20 protein-coding genes are annotated in these 22,446 nt (G+C 39.3%); 6 read left to right on the plus strand and 14 right to left on the minus strand.

The annotated features are described in order from the left end of the window. The first annotated feature begins 82 nt into the window (after positions 1 to 82). From I6N96_RS17575 to I6N96_RS17585, 3 genes are read left to right on the plus strand one after another with little or no spacing between them, the layout of a single operon-like run. On the plus strand, positions 83 to 1,408 hold the full coding sequence (locus I6N96_RS17575) for a Y-family DNA polymerase (RefSeq protein ID WP_209558878.1): 1,326 nt from the start codon (positions 83 to 85) through the stop codon (positions 1,406 to 1,408). Further along, positions 1,392 to 1,772 carry a hypothetical protein gene (locus I6N96_RS17580; protein ID WP_209558879.1) on the plus strand — a complete coding sequence of 127 codons (381 nt, stop codon included), beginning with the start codon at positions 1,392 to 1,394 and terminating at the stop codon, positions 1,770 to 1,772. The genes I6N96_RS17575 and I6N96_RS17580 overlap by 17 nt, the downstream gene beginning before the upstream one ends. A gap of 12 nt (positions 1,773 to 1,784) precedes the next feature. Beyond that, on the plus strand, positions 1,785 to 2,075 hold the full coding sequence (locus I6N96_RS17585; RefSeq protein ID WP_209558880.1) for a hypothetical protein: 291 nt from the start codon (positions 1,785 to 1,787) through the stop codon (positions 2,073 to 2,075). 207 nt (positions 2,076 to 2,282) lie between these two features. Here the strand turns inward: I6N96_RS17585 and lepB are convergent, their stop codons facing one another. The 10 genes from lepB to I6N96_RS17635 form a co-directional block, all read right to left on the minus strand. Beyond that, entirely contained in the window at positions 2,283 to 3,053 is a 771-nt protein-coding gene (lepB, locus tag I6N96_RS17590) for a signal peptidase I (RefSeq protein WP_209558881.1), read from the minus strand. A gap of 40 nt (positions 3,054 to 3,093) precedes the next feature. Further along, a complete protein-coding gene (locus I6N96_RS17595; protein ID WP_209558882.1) occupies positions 3,094 to 3,759 on the minus strand; it encodes a hypothetical protein in 666 nt (221 codons plus the stop codon). A gap of 37 nt (positions 3,760 to 3,796) precedes the next feature. Continuing rightward, positions 3,797 to 4,885 (minus strand): WxLIP family cell surface protein, encoded by a 1,089-nt coding sequence (locus I6N96_RS17600; protein ID WP_209558883.1) that lies wholly within the window; start codon positions 4,883 to 4,885, stop codon positions 3,797 to 3,799. Between the two features lie 92 nt (positions 4,886 to 4,977). After that, entirely contained in the window at positions 4,978 to 5,787 is an 810-nt protein-coding gene (locus I6N96_RS17605) for a WxL domain-containing protein (RefSeq protein ID WP_209558884.1), read from the minus strand. 35 nt (positions 5,788 to 5,822) lie between these two features. Then, positions 5,823 to 6,038, minus strand: coding sequence for a WxL domain-containing protein (locus I6N96_RS20005; RefSeq protein ID WP_209558885.1), 216 nt, complete (start codon positions 6,036 to 6,038; stop codon positions 5,823 to 5,825). Continuing rightward, entirely contained in the window at positions 5,968 to 6,627 is a 660-nt protein-coding gene (locus I6N96_RS17615; protein ID WP_209558886.1) for a WxL domain-containing protein, read from the minus strand. The genes I6N96_RS20005 and I6N96_RS17615 overlap by 71 nt, the downstream gene beginning before the upstream one ends. Further along, complete coding sequence (locus I6N96_RS17620) at positions 6,624 to 6,992, minus strand: LPXTG cell wall anchor domain-containing protein (RefSeq protein WP_209558887.1); 369 nt, start codon at positions 6,990 to 6,992, stop codon at positions 6,624 to 6,626. Before I6N96_RS17620 ends, I6N96_RS17615 begins: the two co-directional genes overlap by 4 nt. Before the next feature lie 19 nt (positions 6,993 to 7,011). Continuing rightward, positions 7,012 to 11,814 carry a WxL domain-containing protein gene (locus I6N96_RS17625; protein WP_209558888.1) on the minus strand — a complete coding sequence of 1,601 codons (4,803 nt, stop codon included), beginning with the start codon at positions 11,812 to 11,814 and terminating at the stop codon, positions 7,012 to 7,014. 202 nt (positions 11,815 to 12,016) lie between these two features. Beyond that, a complete protein-coding gene (locus I6N96_RS17630) occupies positions 12,017 to 12,712 on the minus strand; it encodes a winged helix-turn-helix domain-containing protein (protein ID WP_209558889.1) in 696 nt (231 codons plus the stop codon). 271 nt (positions 12,713 to 12,983) lie between these two features. Beyond that, entirely contained in the window at positions 12,984 to 14,102 is a 1,119-nt protein-coding gene (locus tag I6N96_RS17635; protein WP_209558890.1) for a tyrosine-type recombinase/integrase, read from the minus strand. 783 nt (positions 14,103 to 14,885) lie between these two features. Here I6N96_RS17635 and I6N96_RS17640 point away from each other — a divergent pair. After that, on the plus strand, positions 14,886 to 16,448 hold the full coding sequence (locus tag I6N96_RS17640; protein WP_209558891.1) for an AcpB/EbpR/MafR family transcriptional regulator: 1,563 nt from the start codon (positions 14,886 to 14,888) through the stop codon (positions 16,446 to 16,448). Between the two features lie 302 nt (positions 16,449 to 16,750). On the opposite strand, the gene I6N96_RS17645 is transcribed toward I6N96_RS17640, so the two are convergent. From I6N96_RS17645 to I6N96_RS17660, 4 genes are all read right to left on the minus strand, one after another. Then, positions 16,751 to 17,560, minus strand: a complete 810-nt coding sequence (locus tag I6N96_RS17645; protein ID WP_209558892.1) for a hypothetical protein — start codon at positions 17,558 to 17,560, stop codon at positions 16,751 to 16,753. A gap of 81 nt (positions 17,561 to 17,641) precedes the next feature. Continuing rightward, the gene (locus tag I6N96_RS17650) at positions 17,642 to 19,300 is read right to left on the minus strand and encodes an immunoglobulin-like domain-containing protein (protein ID WP_209558893.1); all 1,659 of its coding nucleotides are present in this window, start codon (positions 19,298 to 19,300) and stop codon (positions 17,642 to 17,644) included. A 691-nt stretch (positions 19,301 to 19,991) separates the two neighbouring features. Further along, positions 19,992 to 20,336, minus strand: coding sequence for a hypothetical protein (locus I6N96_RS17655; RefSeq protein WP_209558894.1), 345 nt, complete (start codon positions 20,334 to 20,336; stop codon positions 19,992 to 19,994). Between the two features lie 101 nt (positions 20,337 to 20,437). After that, a complete protein-coding gene (locus I6N96_RS17660; protein ID WP_209558895.1) occupies positions 20,438 to 20,878 on the minus strand; it encodes a carboxymuconolactone decarboxylase family protein in 441 nt (146 codons plus the stop codon). 407 nt (positions 20,879 to 21,285) lie between these two features. On the opposite strand from I6N96_RS17660, the gene I6N96_RS17665 reads away from it, so the two are divergent. Both I6N96_RS17665 and I6N96_RS17670 read left to right on the plus strand, forming a co-directional pair. After that, complete coding sequence (locus tag I6N96_RS17665; protein ID WP_209558896.1) at positions 21,286 to 21,792, plus strand: VanZ family protein; 507 nt, start codon at positions 21,286 to 21,288, stop codon at positions 21,790 to 21,792. A 174-nt stretch (positions 21,793 to 21,966) separates the two neighbouring features. After that, a partial coding sequence (locus I6N96_RS17670; protein WP_209558897.1) for a transposase occupies positions 21,967 to 22,446 on the plus strand: 480 nt, incomplete at its 3' end.

Genomic DNA, 22,446 nt, shown 5'->3' on the forward strand with positions numbered 1-22,446 from the left:
CGGTAAACTATCTTACGCTAGACAAAACGAACAAACGTTCGTATAATTGATTTGAAAATGATTTTTTAAAAGGAGGCAGCTTATGGAATTCGATTATGCGAAAGAACCCCGCAGAGATATTTTATGTATCGATGTTAAATCCTTTTACGCTTCTGTTGAATGTGTGCAGCGTGAGCTATCGCCTATCGATACGATGCTGGTCGTCATGAGTCACGCAGAAAATGCCGGCGGGCTGATTCTGTCCGCTTCCCCTGCTGCAAAAGAACGACTGGGACTTTCTAATGTCATGCGTAAGTGGGACCTTCCGGATCACCCTGATTTACTGATTGTCCCTCCAAGAATGCAATTGTATATTGATGAAAATATGAAGATCAATGCGATCTACAAGCAATACACAGCCAGCAGCGACATCCTCGTCTATTCAATTGATGAAACGTTTATTGATATTACTGACAGCAAAACGTTATTTGGCAAGGATGCACTTGGACTTGCGGAAGAAATCAAGCAGCGGATCAAGGAGGAAACTGGGTTATATGTAACAATTGGCATTGGTGATAATCCCTTGCTTGCCAAGGTAGCCTTGGATGTCCAAGCAAAACACACAGCGAACTCGATTGCTGAGTGGCGGTATGAAAACATAGCTGAAACGCTTTGGAAGGTCAACCCAATCACCGAGATGTGGGGAATCAATGGACGAACAGCTAAGCGTCTTGATAAGTTGAATATTCATTCCGTCTTTGATTTGGCTCACGGCGATTTAGGAAAATTAAAGGATGAATTAGGTGTGATTGGCGTTCAGCTTCATGCCCATGCTTGGGGAATAGATCGCAGCAAGCTTTCTGATACATATAAACCCATGGAAAAGTCCTTCAATAATAATCAGATACTGCCGCGAGATTATCGTTTCCAACAAGAAATAGAAATCGTTCTTCAAGAGCTCTCTGATCAGGTAGCAGCAAGATTAAGGCAGCATGACGCACAGACAGAATGTGTCTCTCTTTACATAGGCTATTCCAGTTGGTATAGAAAACAAGGAAATAAGGGTTTTAACCAGCAGATGAAGATTCCGCCCACCAACCGCTCGAAGCTGTTGAAGGAATATATCTTAGAGATATTCAGAAAAAACTGGACAGGTGTTGAAGTGCGTCGGGTCGGCATTTCTTTCTCAAAACTGACTTATACTGAAGCAATCCAGCTGGATTTGTTCAACGATGCTGAGACACCGATCAACGAACACAGATTGGACCTCTTGATCGATGCTATCAGGAAAAAATACGGATTTACCTCTATTGTCCATGCAAATTCATTATTGGAAGGCGGAACAGCCATCAGCCGCGCTTCCTTGATTGGCGGACATGCAGGTGGAATGGATGGATTAAGGAGTGAGTACGATGCCAAAAGAAATTGATTGGAGCGATTCCTATTTCCATGATTATGTGGATCGAGGAATTATGAAATGGCAGGGCATGTACCTGTCTGAACATACTGCTGAAATGGAAAAGGAGCAACAGGAGGAAGAAAAGGTGATACCGGCTAAAAGAAAAATGTCTGAGCAGGACATTCAACAGGTGCTGGCCTCCGCATATGAAACACAAAGCCTAATTGTCATACAGTTGGAAATGAAAGATTTAGATAATAATTATTTTGAAGATATCACCGGAAAAATCATGGGCTTCGATGAGCTGGGAATCTTAGTTGATGGAAAGCTTGTCCTTTATGAAGAAATACATCACGTTGCACTGAAAAGCTTCCATAAGTGGAGCGAAGTCTAAGGAGGAATGATCATGAAAACATGCAGCTATGTAGGTATGGCCGATAAAATCAGGCTTGTTTCAGCATTTCCCAATATGCTGGTACGCTTAACTCTCCACACACCAAGAGAGGACATCAACTGTTTGATTGCCAAGCGTGAATTGGCGAATCTGGTCATGTTTCTAGAAAATAATACCTTTGAATTGTCTGTATTTGGTCACTATAATTCACGAAATCAACTTGTGATCGAAAAGTTTATTGTCAGAAATCCGAATTCCTTCATACGAGAATTCGTGATGAAGCCGTTGAAGAGTATTGCCTGATGATAGAATGAGAATGCTGTTAATCGGAATTTATTGTGATCATAAAAAATCACCTTGAGCTAAGCACTTGGGTGGTTCCATCCATTGCTTAGCTCAAGGTGATTTTGCTTACTTTTTTCCTTTTAAATCAGTTGCCTCTTCTACACAGCTACTATCAATTTCTATTTCGGCAGCTTTGCTGAAAATCACATTGCCATTCTCACTATTCTAAAATTTTGTCATCTGATGAAAGGGAAGAATCCGTATTTTAATAACACCAATAATATCTTCTTTATCAATCAATCCATAGTAACGGCTGTCACTGGAATACGGACGGTTATCTCCTAAAACGAGATATTTTCCTGAATCGATCTGATGCTTCTTTGTCAATTTATACAAACTGAAATCCTCTGTATAGTAACTATTTGAAGCATCTGCTTGCGCGATTGCTTCAGAAATAAACACTTCTTCTTTTTCCTCATTATTCACATAAAGTCGATCCTGCTTGTAGGTGATATCCTCTCCTGGCAAACCAACCACTCGTCGAACAGAAGTCCCTTTGCCATTCGGTGTTCGAATCGCCACTAAATCAAATCGTCGAATGGTACTTTGTCGATACACAAAGACTGTGTCACTATTGCCAAGTGTCGGCAACATACCATAACCATCTACTTTTACAATGGAAAAGAGAAAGAGAGATGCTAACCAAATAAGAGTGCCTGTTGTGACGACAGCTACAGCTATCTCAATCAATAATCGTTGAATCATTTGTTTCTTCGATCGTCTTTTTTCACGCTTCTTTTGATTTGGTTGTCTCTTTTTCTGTCCTGAGAGAGTTTTTTTTCTTTGTCTCCCCAGTGATCCAGTTGGATTTCGTTTGCTTTCCTTACCTGGTTTGTTCAACCTATCCTTACTTCTTTTCCTTGGAGTTCGATTCTTCTGCTTCCCTGACATATTCGGCTTCTTTCGTCGCTTCTTTTCAGCTTGCGCTTGGGTCATGCAGTCCTCGCTCCTCCCTGTTTCAGCTATATAAGGTACTCTATTTTTGCTCCTTTAATGAATCTTCATTGACAGAAAAGGCTTTGAATACTTCTTTCTGGTTACTCCGTACCTTTGCTACATCTTCCTTGAAATCTGCCAACTCTTCTACATTATCATAAAAAGTTAGATTTCTAGAAGCCAGGTTGATACCCAAATCCTTCAAGGAAGAATAGTATCGATTCAACAGTTGTTGGTAGTCACTACCTAAACGATAATCCGCCCGTACAACTGCAAACGCTCCTATTCTGGATGCCAAAGTTGTCAGATCACTGCTCAGCTCTTCTCCACCTGTTCCACTTTCCGCAAGCATCAATTGATCTTCAATATCGTTAAGATAGTAATATCCCTTGACAATCTGCTCCTGCTCCTTTTGATTCAGATTCGTTGACTGATAATAGATAGTATAAGCGGAGATTCCCACTCCTGCACTACCCAGAATAAACAAAGCCAGTGCAGATATCATATACTTTCGACGTTTTTTTTCCACTGCACGTCGCTGACGAACAAGTCTCTTTCTTTTCTTCTTATTCTTTGTCCGAACACGCTTCAGCTTTGTCAGCTGTCTGCCCAGCCGCACACGTAGCACGATCAAAAGAACTGTGAATAGGAGAAAGAGGATCGCTGATGCTAACGCAATTACTGCAATCAAATCCAACGTTGTCATTTTGCTCCTCCTTTCTCACCAAACCAGTCTGCTTCGGTTACTTTTTCTTTTTTCTATTTTTCTTACTGTTCTTTTTCTTATTTTTGCCCACAAAGTGAATGATCAGGAAGATCACCACCACCACGGCAACCACACCACCGACGATCATGGCAATCAACTGCCAGTCGAGGCCTTGTTCCTGCACCAAGCCGACGGCTTCTCTATTGAACTTGTCTGCTTGTTCCTTGGTGATTTCAAACGGCTCAGTCCATTCCCACTTTTGATCGCCCAAAGTAGCAGTTACATGTGCACGGTATTTTCCAGCCTCCATAGCATCGCTCCCCATACTGACAGGGAAATTCAATACTGTATTCGGCGCCATGTTCATGTTCAGTTTTTTCGCGTCATACAACACCGTATCGCTGGTTTCACCCATGATTTGAGCTTCCACCGTTACACCCTTGAGAGGCGCTGCAACAATATTTCCCAGATCAATCACAATCGTATTCCGATAATTCGGCTGACTGGCATACGCCTTGATAAAGGACATTTCCGGTACAATTTCTGCATCTGTCTCACTTAAAATCATTCCAACGATATAAGCATACTCATTGACGATCATCATACCCTGTTTTTCTTCTGGTTCAGTCTCTCCGGCTTGACGCTGAATCTGGATACCCCCTAAAATGATACCGTCAAAGGAAGCTTCCGGCATGGTAATATCCAATCGTACCGCTTCTTCTGCTCCCGGAGCCAGTGTTACCGATTCCGGTCCCTTCACGATATCGGTAAATTCATATTTCATCGAGGCATCAGCTTCCAGTTTCGTCGGCCCATATTCTACAACCCCGTTGGGATTAGTCCGTGCACCACTCAAGGTCACATTTATTACTATCTCTTCCTTGCCATGGTTCTTCAATAGAATCTCCACTGTCTGCTGCTGTCCCGGAGTCATCCGAAGATCATAGTAACCATTTTGGCTTCTTTGGTTTTCGGGAAAAATCACTTCATATGTAAATCCACTTGCTCCTTCTGCTGCTTGAGAAGTTGCCGTCTCTCCTTCTTCCGCATATGTAGGTACACTGAAAACGAGACTGATTCCCAGTAATACGACTAGAAAAATCCATTGGTTAATTCTATTTTTCATAAACTATTCTTCCTCTCAAAAAAACAGGGCACTAATTCTTTTGACAAAACTAGTGCCCAGTTTATTCTTACTGATTTATGTCATCAGTCAAATTAGCTAATTGGTGTAGCTGCTACAGTCCATAATACTTTACCAGTGAATTCAGTAGCTGTTTTCACTGTGTTACCTGGTACGAATAGTGAAATAGATCCGTTTTCGATAAGGTTAGCGTCTGCTCCATTTGGAGTACCTGTAGTATCTTCTGCTCCGTTTACGCCTGCGCTTGAACCAAATTCAATTGTCCAAGTACCGAAACCTGTTGTTCCGTCAGCAGTACCCATAACGTTTACTGAGTTTCCGCTTTCGTCCAAAGTAAAGTTACTTGCAGATGCGCCTAATACTGGTTTTTGAGCGTCAGCACCAGCTCCATCAATGTAAGGATTTGTATAAGTCAAAGTTGCTCCACCTAATACAACGCTGTCTGATGTGAACTGTTGTGTCATTTTAGCTGACAATGTCCAAGCAGTACGTGGTGTTGTCTCTGAAGCCAAACGCTTGTCAGTTACTTGTACGTAGTTACCACGAGTACCATCAGAAACGCCTTCTTTGAATACTTCGATTTGTTTTGCAAAGTATGTTTGGTCAGTTGTTACCGCTTTTTGAGTCATGAAATCTAGTTTTGTTACCGCATCAACTGCCAATGGTCCGCCGTTTTCGTTAGGAATAACTGGTGTAGTTGGGTCTACTGGCTCTTCTGGATTTTCTGGATCGACTGGAGGATTTACTGTATCATCCTCTACATACTTGATTGTTCCTTCGCTTGTTAATTTTGTTGCATCTCCGTCTTCAGCGAATGCTGCTGATGCCGATCCGAATAGTACTGTTGCTACTAATGCTGCTGAACATAATGTTTTCAATTTCATGTGTGTTTCCTCCTAGTATTGTGTGTGTGTTTTATTTATGGTAACTCGGCAATAATCCAAGTTAGCACCGTTTGATAGTGTACAGGTTTCTTTTCCACCGAACCGGGTACGAAAAAGGTGATGGCGCTGTTCTTGTATACCTGCTTGTTGAAGGTCGCATCCATCACGGCATTGCCGCTCTCATCCACCAACGGTGTCAGAGTTGACGCTAAACCAGCAGTATTTTCTTCTGAAGCACCGAACTCGATCATCCAAGTACCGTAGCCTGTAGCCTGCACCCTGCTTTGCAGCTGCAATATCATACGTCATCCCGATCTTATCTAATTCGATCACATCCTGTTGAAAGCTGGGTGCGTACTTTTGATCCATGGTTGAATTTGCCCATGCTTTATCAAAAGATAAGAATGCACCCTTCAAGATGTCTTCAGAATTCTCTACAGAAGTAAAATTCGTTTCCTGACGAACCTGTAAGGTCCAACCTGCGCCTGTGGCGCGACTGTCCGTTACCTGCACATAATTCCCACGTGCATTGGTGTCGCTGTGAAACAGCTGCGCATTGACTTCATACGCCTGATCCTTATCAGATACCCTGTTTCTGCCGAAATCCAGCCTTGGTACAAAGTCCAAGCGGAGATAGCCATCGGTTGATGGCGTTTCTCCCGGATCAACTGGTGTTCCAGGTTCTTCCGGATCAACAATGATTGGCGGTTCCAGACTTCGTTCAAAGGTGATATTGCCTTCTGTTTCCAGTTTTTCACTCTCTGCAAATGCCTGTGTCCCAGCTAGAAAAGCAGTCAGAAGTCCGGCTGTACATAACAGCCTAAAGGCTTTTTTCATCATGACTCCCTCTTTTCTTTTCGTTTTTTCATCACGAAGAACAACAAGACAAGAGCAATCACTGCCGCTCCGCTCAACATCAACGAGCGTTGGACTACTTCACCGGTACTGGGATACTTTCCTGCCGGCTTTTGAACCACAGTCGATGATGATGTGCTTGTGCTTACAGGCGGTTCTTCTGTCGAAGAAGCGACCGGAGGTTCGGTTGTTGAGCTCTCAGAAGGTTCTGTACTATCTACATAGAACTCGATCACTCCTTGCTGCCCCACCTGACCGCCTTCCATTGCCCAAGAGGACATTGGAACACCAGTCAGAAATACCCCAACAGAGAGCAGTACAAGATAGTGTAAGAAGTGTTTCTTTTTCATTCGTTATACGTCCTCTCTGTTAAAGTGGTGCTTCCACCAGTTCCCATGTAATGGTTCCCACATAGTCACCAATCGATTTGACTGCTCCAATTTTGGTTTCCAGCTTCAAGCCGTCGCCGCTCTCTGACCAGCTGTCATTGATTTTGTATATTCCGTTATCGATATTAGTATTTTTAGCGACTTCTTGTGAACCAGAGCCTAAAACTACATCGTTACCGTTGTACACATAGATCAATGCATCTGTGACAGTGTTTGTTCCGTTACTTAGATCACTAGTCAATTTCGCCATCAGCTTCCACTGACTGCGAGTTTTCCGAGTATCCTGAACAGTCAGGTCACCTGTTACTGAGGTTGGTTGATTGATACGTTTGACGGATGATTTCACTGCTTGAACACCGAAATCAATCGTTGTTGGTGCTGAAAGTGTCAGAATACCTTTGAATTTGTATTCAACGATTGTTCCTCCACTTACAACAGGAATCGCACGTTCATCCGGTCCCGGACGCTCTTCCAACACATAATGCTGTGCCTCAACTGCTGCAATTGCAGCAAGCACGTCATCATTTGTCGTCAAATCAACAGTCGAACCAATTGTTTCTGTCGAAGTAATTGGTGTGTAAAGTTCACTACCATCTTCATCCACAAATTTAACAATAAAAGTAGTTGTATTCGGCATTACTGTAACATTCACAGTAATTGCAACTGATTCACTTACTTCTGCTCCATATTGCAGTTTATAGGTAACTTGAGAGTCATCCTGTACATCTGCATCAGTCAAAGCATCAAGTCGATCATAATAGGTACTTGGGGTAGCTGTAACATCAGGTGATGTCGTGCCATCCGCAGTTGTTGTTCCATCAGATTTGAAGCTGCGTACATTCGTGTACTGCTTTTCAAATTCGATTTGATCACCATTCAAATCATGAACTTCCTGCAGTCGCAAAATCGCATCTTCTGCAAAAATCGCTCCATGGCGATCCGCAGATATGATGGAGCCGTCTTTTACAACAATCACATTCACTGATTTTGTTTCTGAGTTTGCCGGATTCAATGCAGCAGTCCCTGCTGTATAATTGACAACTGTTTGGCGTGAATACTCATCTTCCCCTAAAGGTGCCTGAATTTCTGCCAATACGCTATCAATATTCGAAGTCAAAAACGGACGTCCATCGACTTCAGTGAAAGCTTCAATAGATGCTTTTGATGTTGAAGCAGCTTCCGTTTCAGTTAGGATGATACTTCGTGCATCAAGCTCTACTTTATTAGAATAGCGAACCTCAATATCATAGCTGTATGTGCCATCAGGTGATGTCCAGTCAGCTGGATTTGAGTTTGGTTGTTCATCAATCACTTCAGGTGTTGATCCAATCTTTGATGAAGAAATCGTTGCATTATACAACCAGGAACCTGTTGTTGCTGTTTCCGGTGTAAATGTCATTTTAGGTGAAATATTCGATGATGACGGAATAATCAAACGTCCTTTTTGGACCTTTGTTCCGGCAACTTCTGTTCCCCAGACTTTCAGCGGTGTAGGCTGATTACCTAGTTTCACATCAGTTACATTGTGTTCAATATCACCTTTGCCATCTACTACAGGATCTTTGACAACATAGTCAATCACAGAACCAGGCATCATAATACCGTAACCATTAGCAGAACCGGTCACATCATTGTCACCAATGAATGTTTTACCCGTTGCCTTTTCATAACCCTTAAAGTTAAACGGCGTAATTTTAGATGCATTTCCAACTGTTGGATTGATTGTCAGTACTTGATAAGCGGTCTGCACACCAAACCACGTACCATTTGCACTGACTGTCGGAGTTGTTGCAGTATTATTTTTTACCCATGTCAAACGAGAGTTATCAGGATCTGTAAAATCGATATCACTGATATTGATGATTCCAGTTCCCTGACCAGATTCAATCTGGTTCTCGTCTTCTACAGTGAGCTTTCCTCCAGAAATAAATGCATTCGTTCCAGTAACACCCAGACCAGCATTATTTCTCAAACGGATGTCTCCGAAAGTACTATAAGTTGAAGCATGATTATCTTTAGTCGCACTTCCGCCGTTTTTGATATTTCCTGAAGAAGCAGTCAATGTTGTTCCATTATCAACAAGCAAGCTTGTGAAGTTGATCAAGCCAATACCACTGACCATAATAGGATCCGTTTGATATTGTGGCTCAGTTTCTGTTGGATCTGCTGAAACGCCTACTTTAAACGTAGAGAATCGATTGATCGCCGCACTATTGGCAGCAACAGTATTGTTGATGTTATCTCCGGCATTTCCTCCGGAAATACCGCCAATTGATTTCATACGTTGAAGATTGACATCTACATTACGTAATAATGTATTAGAAGCAATATTGCTGTATTGTGTTGCATACAGCGTTCCGATCGTAGAGCCGGGTGCATCGATATTCATAACGATATTGCCTATCTTACTCTCGTTATTTCTGGTACCGCCATCCCCATAGATCGTTGCACCATTCAGTACATCCCCAGATTCTTCATTAGCAAAAACATTCAAGGTAACCGTATTGTCACCACTACCAAGAGCAACACTGGTACCTGCATTATAATAACGCCCTGCTGCTATTTGGACTTGTGATGGTGGGACAAATGTTTTTCCATTTTCAGTTGTAAGGTCTATTGTTAGCGTAGCATCTCCCGTTACTGTCCCTTGCTGAGAAGGACCAGCAGAAAAGTTTTTATTTCCCGTATGACTCGGTGTTCCAGAGAAGTCACCACCTAAGATGGTCACAGATACATCTCCATCGATTACATGGTTATCCACACCGGAATACCCGTAAGTACCACCTACAGTTCCATTATGGATTCCCTTTACAAATTCAACAGAGGCATCCCCGAATTGTTTCCAGTCCCACCAGCCGCCGCCGGAAGTGAACCAGTCGACCTGACCGTTATTGATTTGTGTGTGACTAGGTCCATACGTTCGCTGGCCGATATAACCAGTTCCTTCGGTTGTATCCACAATCCCTGCATTCATGACGTACTCAGATGCATACGTATCTGCATCAATGCCGTCAGGATGCTCGACAACACCAGAGAAGTTCCCGCCATAGGTCCAACGAGCAACTACATTGTTCATCACAGTTTTTGTTCGACCGTAAATGTAGATTGACCAAGAATCCCCAGGAGAGCCTCCTCCTCCAACAACATCATAACCAGTATTATAAGAACGTCTATTTTTCGTCTTATCATAGTCAGTGTTATTCAAGTTGTTCGTATGTGTATATTGTGAATACACCATTCCAGCTCCGCCAGTCGAACCATCTTCATTCAACGTTCCTAACGTAACTGTCGTATCTCCCTCGATATAACCGCCATACCCAGCTGCTCGGGTATAACTAGGATCGGTATCGACACTAACAACACCCGCAAGGATGTCTAAGGTAATATCCCCATATACCCGGAAAGTTGCTGCTGATTCAGCCTTTGCTCTTCTGGCATCTTTACCCAAATTATCAAAATTGGTATTTGCTGCTGCATTAACCGATCCCGAAGTACCTAATAATGCCGCAGTAAGTCTATCAATATTTCGACTACCACCACCATAAACACCATTGAAGCTTCCTTTTTGGTAACCTCCGGCTTTTACAGTATTCTTGATAGCTCCAGTAATTGTTCCTCGAACATTATTTCCTCCAGAGTACGCAGTACTTCCGGCAGAATAGTTGCTGGTATCAACATCATTCGTGATTGCTGCTACTGTTCGATCAGAACCGATATTTCCCTCTCTTGAACCACCAATGAACCCGGGTGAGGCAGCTCCAGCAGCTGTATTGTTGCCATTGAATGAGCCATACCCTTTGATGGTATTACTGATTGTGCCAGTGATATTCCCGTACTGGACACCGCCATAAAGAACATCAGCAGAAAGTGATAATTTAGTAGACGCATTCTGCACGTCAATAGTTGTCGTTACATTCCCTCCTACATTGGCGGTCGCTGATGTACCGGTTCCCATACCTCCACCATAGTAATTTGCGATACTGCCGCCAAAATCATTGATTTTCACATCAACATTTCCAGTTACAGTACCCACACGAGCACCACCGGCGATCGTAGTTACATTACCAGTAGTATTATTGAATACTAGTGAAGTTGAACCATTTAATGTCCCTCCGGTGTTGTTACCACCATAGAAGTTCCAGGTTCCAGTTCCGGTTGCATTCACAGTAATTGTTGGCGAACCTGTTACATTAGACGTATCTGATCCTCCAAACACACTCAATCCATTTCCCTGAGAATTACCATTTAAAGATAAATCATGTCCATTCATATACAAATTTGTACCTGTATATGTGATATTTCTCAAAATCACATTCGTTCCCATATAAGCGTTTGTACCAAACGTCACTGTTTTAGCGCCAGTGGCTGCTCCTGTGTTATTTGAGATGATATCAGAGGTTGTTGTTGTTAAAACCAAGGTTTTGATGCGACCTTCCAATGCTGAAAAAGTCATATCTGCTGCATTTGGTGAAGCTGGTGGATTTTTATCTACCGCACCACTTAGGTTGGTGATATTTGTACCGATATAGATCGCGTATTCTCCGTTATCATTCTTTTGATACAAATCAAATAGTGCTTGCTTCAATCCAGCTGCTGTTGACGCATATTCCTTATTTGTGCTGCCATCTGGTGAAGGAACAACGACCAAACTAGTTGCTGACGTTCCAGCCAACTCTCCTGAAATAGAAGTATCCGTCACAGCTGCCTCTGCATTTCCTGCAAAACCGACACTCAAAAATATTAAGCTTAAAGCCGCTAACAAGGATTTTTTTCCTAATTTCATGTTTTACCTCCTTCCTCAATTATTTCTATGTGCTCATTCTATTGAAGAACACATAATTTATTTCAATTTTCTTCAAAACATGAGTTTAGTATAGATTTCATATTGTATTTTTTCATCTGTACCCTCTATTTTGTAAAAAATGAAATACAGAATTAAGTCACCGTCACTTTTTTTCAAAAGACGCCATGACTGTTATCACTTCTTACCATGTGATCAAGCGATATCCTTGAGAACGAACAGTCTTTATATCAATATCCAATACACCATTCTCCTGAAATTTCGTCCGAAGGTGAAAAACCAAATTGGCGATACGTGCTTTGGAATGCTTTTGATAGCTGCTCCATAGTTGTGTATAAAGCTCTTTATAGCCGACCGTTTCATCCGTACTATTTAGAATCTCCATCATCTTATATTCCAACTTAGTCAGCTCTATTTCTCGTCCATCACTACTCAAAACACTTTGATTTTTTGCATTCAACTGAACTTTTGAACCTATTGAATTTTCAGTCTGTATCCTGTCTTTCACAAATCCAGATGTCACACTCTTTAAAGCAGCTTCATTTTTTACGATCAACTGCAGCTCTTCCGGAGGGCATTCACCATCAATATTATTGTTAGCTCCTAATTGCAGATAAAGTATTCGATCTGTTTCTGAATTTTTTTTTGAGAATACCCACAGAGAAGAATCCGCTTCTTCTCTTATCTTCAAAATAAGACGACAAACTTCACTCATGTTTTGTTGAATTTCATTGTATATAATAATGATATCCGTCTTCTCAATAGCTGAATCTATATCGTCCGAAGCTACAGACCGAACGTTATGTTCATTTTTTTCCAGCTCCTCTATGTATGATTGTTCTATTTCTCCCGATACGTTAATAACACTCACTGTACTCATAGCCCATCCTCCTAATCGATTTTTTATTTTCTGAGCCTTTTTTTTGATTTTTTTCAACAAAAACATAAAATATATACAAAGTTACTCTTATTTATTATCATTATTGTTTCTTTTATTTCTGAATTGTACGACAATGCAGAATAGCTGCTGAGATCACTTGTGCCAAAAGGGATGGATCGATTTTTTGACGATGCTGCTGACGGCGAATAAATTCGTAAAAAAATACCCCTATAAAATTTTGAAGGTTCAAAATTTTATAGGGGTATTTTTTTCAACTGATTCCAGCTAATCGTTCATCAAGAATCTGAATAGCTTCTTGTCGTTTCTCCAACATAGAATCCGTATATGTATCAAGTGTCATACGCGTCGATTGATGACCCAGCAGCTTACTTAAGCTGGCAATATCTACACCGTTTTCCAAGCACCTCGTTGCAAAGGTATGTCTTAACACATGGAAATGTGTCTTCTCTAGCCCAGCAGATGCTACGATTTTTTGAAAGCGATAGTTGATCACCCGCGGCTCTGCAAATTTGCCGCGACAAGAAATCACATGATCTGAGCAGGCATATTTTCTTTTCTCCAGCAAATAATTTTTCAAGTTTTCTGCTAGCGGGATACTTCTCTCTGATTCCCATGTTTTTGGTGTATTCATATCTATTTTTGTTTTTGAAGCAGCAGTAGCTTCATTTAATATTCTCGAAACTGTTCGCTTTACCGATATAGTATTCTCCTCAAAATCAATATCGGACCACTTTAAGCCGCTTATTTCCCCAATCCTCATCCCAGAATACAAAGCCAATATAATTGGTGAACAGTCTTTATCTCTAAAGGCATGTGTCTCGAGCATTTCCTGTTGAACCAAGGTCAAAGCATGAACTTTCTTCCTTCTATATTTTGGTAAAATAACATCTTTACAGGGATTCGCTTCAAGATACTCTCTTTGAACTGCAGCATTCAAAGATTTTTTCAAAATATTGTAGATGTTTCGAATTGTTCCCGATGACAAACCACTGTACTCTAATGAATCAATAAAGTCCTGTATCGTCCTTCTGCTAAATTCATGTAGACACCCTTCACCTAATGTACCGAGAATATGATTATCGATCAGGCGGTAGTAGCTGTAGTAGGTTGTACTTTTGATATTCTTTTTCATGATATCCGTCATCCAGAAAGAAAGCCAATCACTAAGCGTGCCATGGTACCTGTTGATTGCAAAAGGAGCAGCAATTATTTTTGCCTTCATTACTGTTAACTTTTCTTTCACCTCTCCATATTTTTTCCCATAAACGTATCCATAGATGATTCGATGAGATACATCACGATTTTTTATATAGCGTCCCTCCCAACGTCCATCTTTTCGCTTATAAATATTTTCACCTTTTTTAGCCAAATCGATCACTTCCCTCTTAAAATTTGACGGTTTTTTTGACGGCGAATAAATAAATATCGCTAAATACAATAAAAACCTCGTTTTTATCACTGTTTTATTTTTTATTTCAAAAAAAGTGTTGACTAAAATAAAATTTTGCTTTAATATTTTTAATGAACAACACATAAACAGCTGAATTTGATAGAAATTTCTGGATTGTCGTACAATTCAGAAATTTTTTTTATTTATATTGTTATCAGCTCTGCTTATTGTAACAACTCAGTTTCTTTTATCCATACCAATAAACTCTTCTCAAAAAGTAATTTTTGACCTAAACCGTTTTCATATTTATAATTTTAAGAATATGTACTATTACATTCCTCGAACATACTGTAAATTATTGAACTACGGATTCCAGTATAGTACCATCACTAGCTTTTAGCCACAACTTGACGAAACTGTACTTAGCAGAAACAAATAATTTTTTTATAAAGATACTACCTGTAAAAAATGACAGGCAGCTATTCAAAAAACTTATAAGAAAATAGTTAATTCGAGATTTGTCCTCCTCCTCCTTCCAGTGCTCTATTTGATCCAAGAATCTAATAAGTCACTAATTGATCGTCATGTTTTTACATGTATTATTAATGACAATAGCCACACCCATGTTCTTATTTCTAAAGTATTTAACAAATCAGATTTCTATGTGGAAGATACCATTCAGACAAACACAACCTATTTGAGCTTCCTGCTTTGTGTTTTTTAGAATTCTCCTTATACTTGAGTCGTCAGGAGGGAATCGCTATGGACGATTTATGGGAAATACTAGATACCGTTATAATTAGAAAGCTTATTCTTTTAGAACAAATTAAGGATGCCCGTGATTATATCTCAGTTCAGACGCTTGCAGATAAAAATCATTGGGAGCGTAGAACTGTACTGGGATATGTTGATTCACTATTAGAAGATTCCTGTTCCTATGATCATCCTGAGCTAACCTTTGTAAAAAAAGAAAACATGATTCGGATCACCTATACGGATTATAAAGATTTTCGTTCCCTCTATCTATATATTCTTGAAAATAGCTTACCCGTTCAAATACTTGAGCGTTTGCTTTTAGGAGAGAGTGTCTCACTTAATGATTGCTTGAATAAATATTTCATTAGCGAGTCTACATTCAAACGACGACTGAAGCCATTGAAATCATTTCTCTTAAAATATGACTTGGAGCTTTCCAGACAAGCTGGTATATTTACTCTTGTTGGTCGGGAGCATCGAATCAGGATGTTTGCTTACAATTTTTTTTGGAAGCTGTATAGAGGGCGAAAATGGCCATTTCCAACAATTGATGAGAAGAAAGTCACCGCAGTCTCTAATTACCTTCTTGAAGAATTTTCCTACGCTTGGAATGAGACCAATGAACATCAAATACGCTATGTTTTAGCGGTCAATCTTACACGCTATCGTAAGGGTCTTAAGATTGAATTTACTGAGGAACAGCTTCACATGTATTTCACACAGGACTATCTAGATGAACCTAAGCCTTGGTTACACGTCTACCAGCTTCCAGAAGAAGAGGTTATGTTCTTCTTCTTACTGGCTCAAACGCAAGAGAAGTTCCTTTCCATATCAATCTTTAAAGAGCCTGTCTTGACGTTTCACAAGGAGACACGTTCTGACATCTATGAAGCAACAGAGATGTTTTTCAATTATTTCTCAGAAATGATTTTTCCTCTTTCTGAGAAAAATAAGGAAGATTTCTATGTTTATATATTTGCTGATCATTTTTTCTGTGCCATGTTCAATCATTTTCCTGTAGGAATGAGCGGTTTTGCAAGCAGTTGGGTTATCGAAGAGCGATTTCCTATACTGACAGAAAAATTGGATAGGTTAATAAATAGAATGAAGCTGGAAACTGATTTTCCACTTTTACAAAATAGAAATTTCCTATTGCCAAGATATGCTTTGTTTTTCTCATTGCTTACTGACATCAGTTCTTTTGAAGAACCGATCACTATATATTTTGATACAGGTTATCCAGAGCTCCTTGAAGGACGATTAGTAGATAGCGTCTATGATTATTTCCATAACGACTTCAATCTAGTTGTTAAGCGCTCTACTGCAAAAGATTCGGAACATCATGCTGATCTGATTCTAACAACAAGCCTTGTCCCAATGGAAAATATTCATGCTGATTATACAATTTACCTTCTAGATATTTTGCGATCTGAGGATATTGAAAGAATTGAACATGTTCTTCAAGAAATACGTGAAAACAGAGCCGCAGAGAGTAATACAAACAGGCGAATAATACCATGGTCTGGCATATTGGATTCTAATCTGCTTAGACCTACTGGCAGCTCTTGAACCTACAAAAAAAGTACTTCAACCTAAGGATGCATCGAAGATTGAAGCCATTTTGGAATTATTGGATGGCTTTTCTAAAGTATTATAGCTTTGTTGTAATCAACAAGCTTCTCACCTCTGTTATATGCCTATTACTTTTCTCCTCCTTATTCCTAACTTCGATACTAGAATTACAAAGAACTCCCAGAATAAGATATCTGTCTTATTCTGGGAGTTTTTTGTTTTTAAAGTTTAAAGGAGTTAGATATTTTAGAAATTATCTTACAGTACTCATTTCAATCTGTTGAGAAACAATCATTTCTTTAATACCACACCAACGGAATCTCATATCTTATCTCATGGGTGATTTCTTCATTATCTGTCTTTCCTAAATGAATCATGATACTTTCTGCTTCTTCCGCAATTTCACTGACTGTGATCACCTTCTCATCTTCACTGATCAGAATGTGTTCAGCTTCGCTTAAAGAATATATTTGCAGTTCCAGATCATCAAATTGTTTCGAGTAAGTAATCGGGTTAGCAAAGGTCAATTCTTTTGTCTTTCGAGAAACCAAATGCTTCACTGTAGCGACTTCATCAACATTTTCAAAGCGAATCATCTTAAGCTGTTCCAAGTCATTCAACGGAGACAGGTCAAGCACAGCTTTGCTGAAAGACAGTTGCTTCAGCTTTTTCATATTCGACATAAAACGAATATCTGTAAATTCACTTTCTCCAGGGTCCTTCCCCTCTATTGCATAATAGAATTGTTCCAACTCTGTTAAATCTGATAGAGAACGAAAATCCTTTACGTTAGATGCATAGAAAATGTGCAGTTGTTTTACATTCACTGCATACTGTAAACCGCTGATATTCGCACTTTTTGGATCTTCGGGACCAGTAAGTTCAAGTCTCTCCAGGCTTTCCATCTGACCTGCGGTTGGTAGTTCGTTTTTCACTATTCCGCCATATTGTTCTATTTGATTGATAACAGCTCCTCTAAAGCCATAATCAGATAGATAAATCTTCTCCTCTTCCTGTTCCTCAGCAAATGCGGTTAAGTCGCTACTGAGAGTCAGATTATACAAAAAACCAATGACCGCTAACATACCTAAAATTTTTTTAACTTTCATTCTCTTCACTCCTATTTATATGGTTATTTTCTACCATACATTGTTTATCTATGTTCTGTATTTTAACAGAACATAGCATCTTTATTGCTCTGCTACTTCTCTAACGTACGTGCCTGGCTGACTGCCATCATATCCTAACATGAAGCTTTCACTAGAATCAAAAATAATTGATGGGTTTTCTTTTCCATTAGGGCCGATCCATCTGCCGGTAAATGCTTCCGGGTAATCAACTAATGGCATGATGCCAACTTCCTTACCCAATGTGATCTTATTACCAAGAGTAATACTCTTTAGTCCCTCGACAAAAAGCATACCATGCTTTTCAGTCACATTTTTAGTATCAAAGCTGCTTATATCTATTGATTCCAATAATGCATCGCCACCACTAGTATGAACAGTATGAAACATATAGTTCATGTTTGTTACATTACTTGTATCAAAGCTGCGCAAATCTAGACTTTTAAGCTTTCTGCTTCCATAAAACATGCTGTTCATGTCAGTTACATTGCTTGTATTAAAAGAATCTAAGTTCAATTCTTTCAAGTTCTCCAGACTCGCAAACATCCCTGCCATATTTTGAACATGGCTTGTATCCAGTTGCTCCAAACCGACAATGGCTTCTAAAGAAAACAATCCAGCAAATAGATGTGAAGAATCAACTGCAGCAACTACTGGCTGTGTAAAGACGAGTTTCTCAATATAATCAGTTACACGAGAATCATTTTGAATCCTAGAGATTCCTCCTCCCCAACTTTCGGTATTAGGGAACTCTCCACCGCCGAATGTAATCGTCTGCGTTGTTTCATCCCAAGTCCAATCAACTGTGCCATATTGTCCTCCATACAGATTCATTTGGAAACGGCTTAACTCTTCATTGCTTTCATTGAGCACAGCAACAACAACATTATCCTTCACACTAGTGATATTTCTTTCTGAATTTAAAGTAAAAGTCCCATCAGCATTCACAGTGCTCTTGCCATAGCGTTTGCGATTTACATATAGCTGAACTGTCTTCGCTTTTGAATGAGCCTTACCGGAAAGTGATCCTGAAATGATGTTGTCTTCTTCAAAATGAAACGGATCAAATTTTACTTGTAATTCCAGTGTATTGACTGGAACAGTGATTCTGGCAATTTCCTTTCCACTATTTGATCCAACGATTTCCACAAAATCCTCTGTTTCAATAATCTCTCCGGATTCAACAGGTAATACAAACGTATCATCCCTGTTGACATTGACTGACCGAATCAGCTCATCATTGATCATTAAGCTGACGACACTCATTTGATTCCCTGCAATACCACGTATTTCCTCATCGAATAATGTATAGTCATCCGCAGTTAGATTCACTTCACTCTGTTCAATAGAAACTAATTGACGATCAAGCTCATTGTTTTTTCTATCTAAGCCGGCAATCTCTACTTTATCCTCGATATTAGTGATCACATCACCAGCTTCTACTTCAAAAGTGCCATCTGAATATACATACCCATTTCGGATATTTTGATCATTGACATACAGTACAACCTTTTTCACCGAAGTGTCTAAAAATCCTGTCACATAATCATCAATTCCTAAGCGAAATGAATCTGGTGTAACCAAAGTAGCTTGCTGCACGAGTAAACTGGCAGGTGCCTGTATCTCAGTACTTTCTTCCCCATTCACATGCATAGGCTGAATAAACAAGCTATTCGCCAATAATATGCTTGCACACATGACCCCAAAACTTTTTTTCATCATTTTTTATCTACTCCGTTTCCTTAAGATAGTTTTATAGTAGCATATAGAACCACCTTTGAGGATGGTAAACAGGATTATTTGTAATATTTACAAAACGTAATTGAATTAAATAATAAAACTTATTACTAATTATTTATTTATCTCATTTTTTTCGAATCCGCGGGAACGATAACTTTATTCACAACAAAAAAACCACTCTCAGAGTGGTTTTCAGGACATAAAAATATCTATGCAATAAACTTATCCCATAAATTGAGCATAGCCCACAATAGGATAAAACTCTTACTTCAATTTATAAGGACAGGCATTAGGGTGACTTGCCCTCACAGTATGATTAATAACTTTAAAGCCATTTTATAGGCTACAGCTTACCTTTTCAACATATATTTTTTGAATAAATATGAATGAATAACAAAATATACTTTGATTTATCAAGAATATTTCAGCTGCTTTAACAAGGTTCAAAAGCCTACAAATATTCATGACAAAATACAAATAGAAGCACAGCTACAATTCATAATGTAGACATGCTTCTATTTGTATAGCCTCTGCTGCCGTTCGCTCTTCTTCAAAATCAGCAGTTATTTTCCCGCTTCAGCTTTTCCTGTACTAAGATAAGATAAAGCATATATTGCATGTACATCATCGACTTCTCCAGATTTGCTCAACGGTTAATCCTATCCATCAATGTTCATTTATTGTTTAATACAGCTTCTAGTTTCTTTTTCCAAGATTCAATAGCGTCAAATTGTGTCACAAATTCAAAATCTGATATATTGCAGTGCACGCTGTAATGAGTATCAAAAAGACGAACCATGATGGACCCACGAACTTTTTCTTCAAGCGCATCGCCCTGTAGATTCTTACAATAGAATACCCAGCTTGTGGAAACAGCTTGTTGCGCTTCAGACATCCTTTTATCGTTTTCAATGATTTGCAGCATCTCTTTTATTAAATCAGGTTGATCAAATTGTTCATAATAGCCATACCAAATCGTACGATAGTCATTATATGTTTCATCAAATAATTGATTCATTTTCCACTCCCCCGTTTCAATGAGAAAAACAAAGAGAACACCCTATGAAATAATCTGTGTGATTCCATAAAAGCTTTCTCTTTTTAGTATAAGTTGATTCTTTACTCAGCTGTTGCTCTATTCCCCATGGAAATAGAAATTCTATTCCACGTATTGATTTGAGCAATAGCCAAGATCAGATCTACATACTCCTTCTCACTAAAGTGCTCCCTTACCTTTTGATACAGAGCATCCGGCACGCCTTGATCAGAAATTCTGGTTACATACTCAGCCAGCTCTAAAGCTGTGCCTTCCTTCTCCGTGAAATAATCTGCTTCATCCCAAACAGACACGCAAGCTATTTTTTCAAAAGGTTCGCCAATCTTGATCAAATCTTTTGTATGCATGTTCACACAGTACGCACAACCATTGATCAAGGATACTCTCAGCTTGATATATTCTTTCAATGTTTTATCAAGCTCCGTTTTGTTCACATAATTTTCTACCTTCATAATCTGATTTAGTCCATCTGGTGCAACTGAATAATAATCTATCCTTGACATTTTTTTCACATTCCCTTCCGCTTATACAGAACTAACGTTCCCATTTATTTTACAGTAGTTTTCATACAAGTACAACAAAATAGCTTGCTAAATCTAAGCTGGATCAAAAAAGATAGGTCATATTCAACTAAATATTTTTCTTAATTCTCTATTCTATGAATAATTTCAACATTGTGATACGCATCAACACCATATACCAGCATTTATTAAATCTTCAAAAAGTTGCTTAATATTTTTCTAAGCTGAGTACTATCGCCTTTTTTCTATTCTATTATTTGCTATACTCCTACTTAACACTTTCAGGGAAGTTTCCTGAAAAGAACTCATCAACTCGCTTTAAGAGAGACATTCAGATTTATAGAAAGAATTCTCCAGCGGGTAAGACTTTATTAAGGAGGTCGTTCTCTATGAGATCATCAACGATTCAAAAACTTGCTGTCACTCTTACGACAGTCTATCTTTTCTTCTTATTCTGGGCGATCATCTTCAAATTTCAATTTTCGCCAGCTTATCTTCCGAACCTTCAATATATCAACCTAATACCATTCGCTGAATCTTCCTTTCAAACGGGAGATTTCAACACCCTTGAAGTTCTCGGGAATTTTATTATATTCATCCCATTCGGCATCTACCTCAATCTCTTGTCATCAAAGCTTCCCTATTGGAAACAGATTCTCTTGATTGCCGCAAGCAGTTTATTTGTTGAAGTGCTGCAGTTTATCTTCTCCATTGGTGTTACAGATATCACAGATTTGATAACAAACACACTCGGAGGGATCACCGGCATTCTTCTTTATCTTCTACTAAAGAAATATTTTGCCAATAAACTGACACTTCATAAGTACTTGACAACTACAGCGACTATCGGCACCATTTTAACACTGATTCTCACGAATATTATGCTAGTGGGGTAAGAAATTTTACTGCAAAGGTAATTTCATTTCATAGGATACAAAAAGAGAGTGGGACATTAGTCAGATGAAAATCTGATCATTGTTCCACTTTTTTTGATTTAAGGGTACACAAAAAGCACTCAGACCTATAAGATTAAAGTGACTAAACCAAATCAGAAAGGAAGCGAGTGCTTTATGTTTAAAAATTATACCATCAATCAAACGACTTTACCATTAGATATGGAACAATTTATTTCGGAGACGGATGTCGCTTTTGCCGTCAACGCCCTGGTTGAGTCCATTCCGCAGACGCTCTTTAATCAATTGGAACAACAACTAGGCCGCCCGGCCTATCACCCTAAGATGATGTTGAAAATTATTCTATATGCGTATACACAACGTGTCTTTTCTGGTCGGAAAATGGAATTTCTGTTGGATGACAGCTACCGTATGCGTTGGTTAGCTAATCATGAGCAGGTAAGTTATCGAACCATCAATCGCTTCAGAAGTCAGGGGGCAACTGCTCATCTTTTAGCCGAAGCCTTTGTGTTGTTTCGTCGACAGCTGATTACGAATCAAGTGATTGATAATGAAGCCATTTTCATTGATGGGACCAAAATAGAAGCGGATGCCAATAAGTTTAGCTTTGTTTGGCGCAAAGCAACGACTCGTTAT

Origin of the sequence: Enterococcus larvae (genome assembly GCF_017830045.1) — a bacterium.
Taxonomy (GTDB): Bacteria; Bacillota; Bacilli; order Lactobacillales; family Enterococcaceae; genus Enterococcus_L; species Enterococcus_L larvae.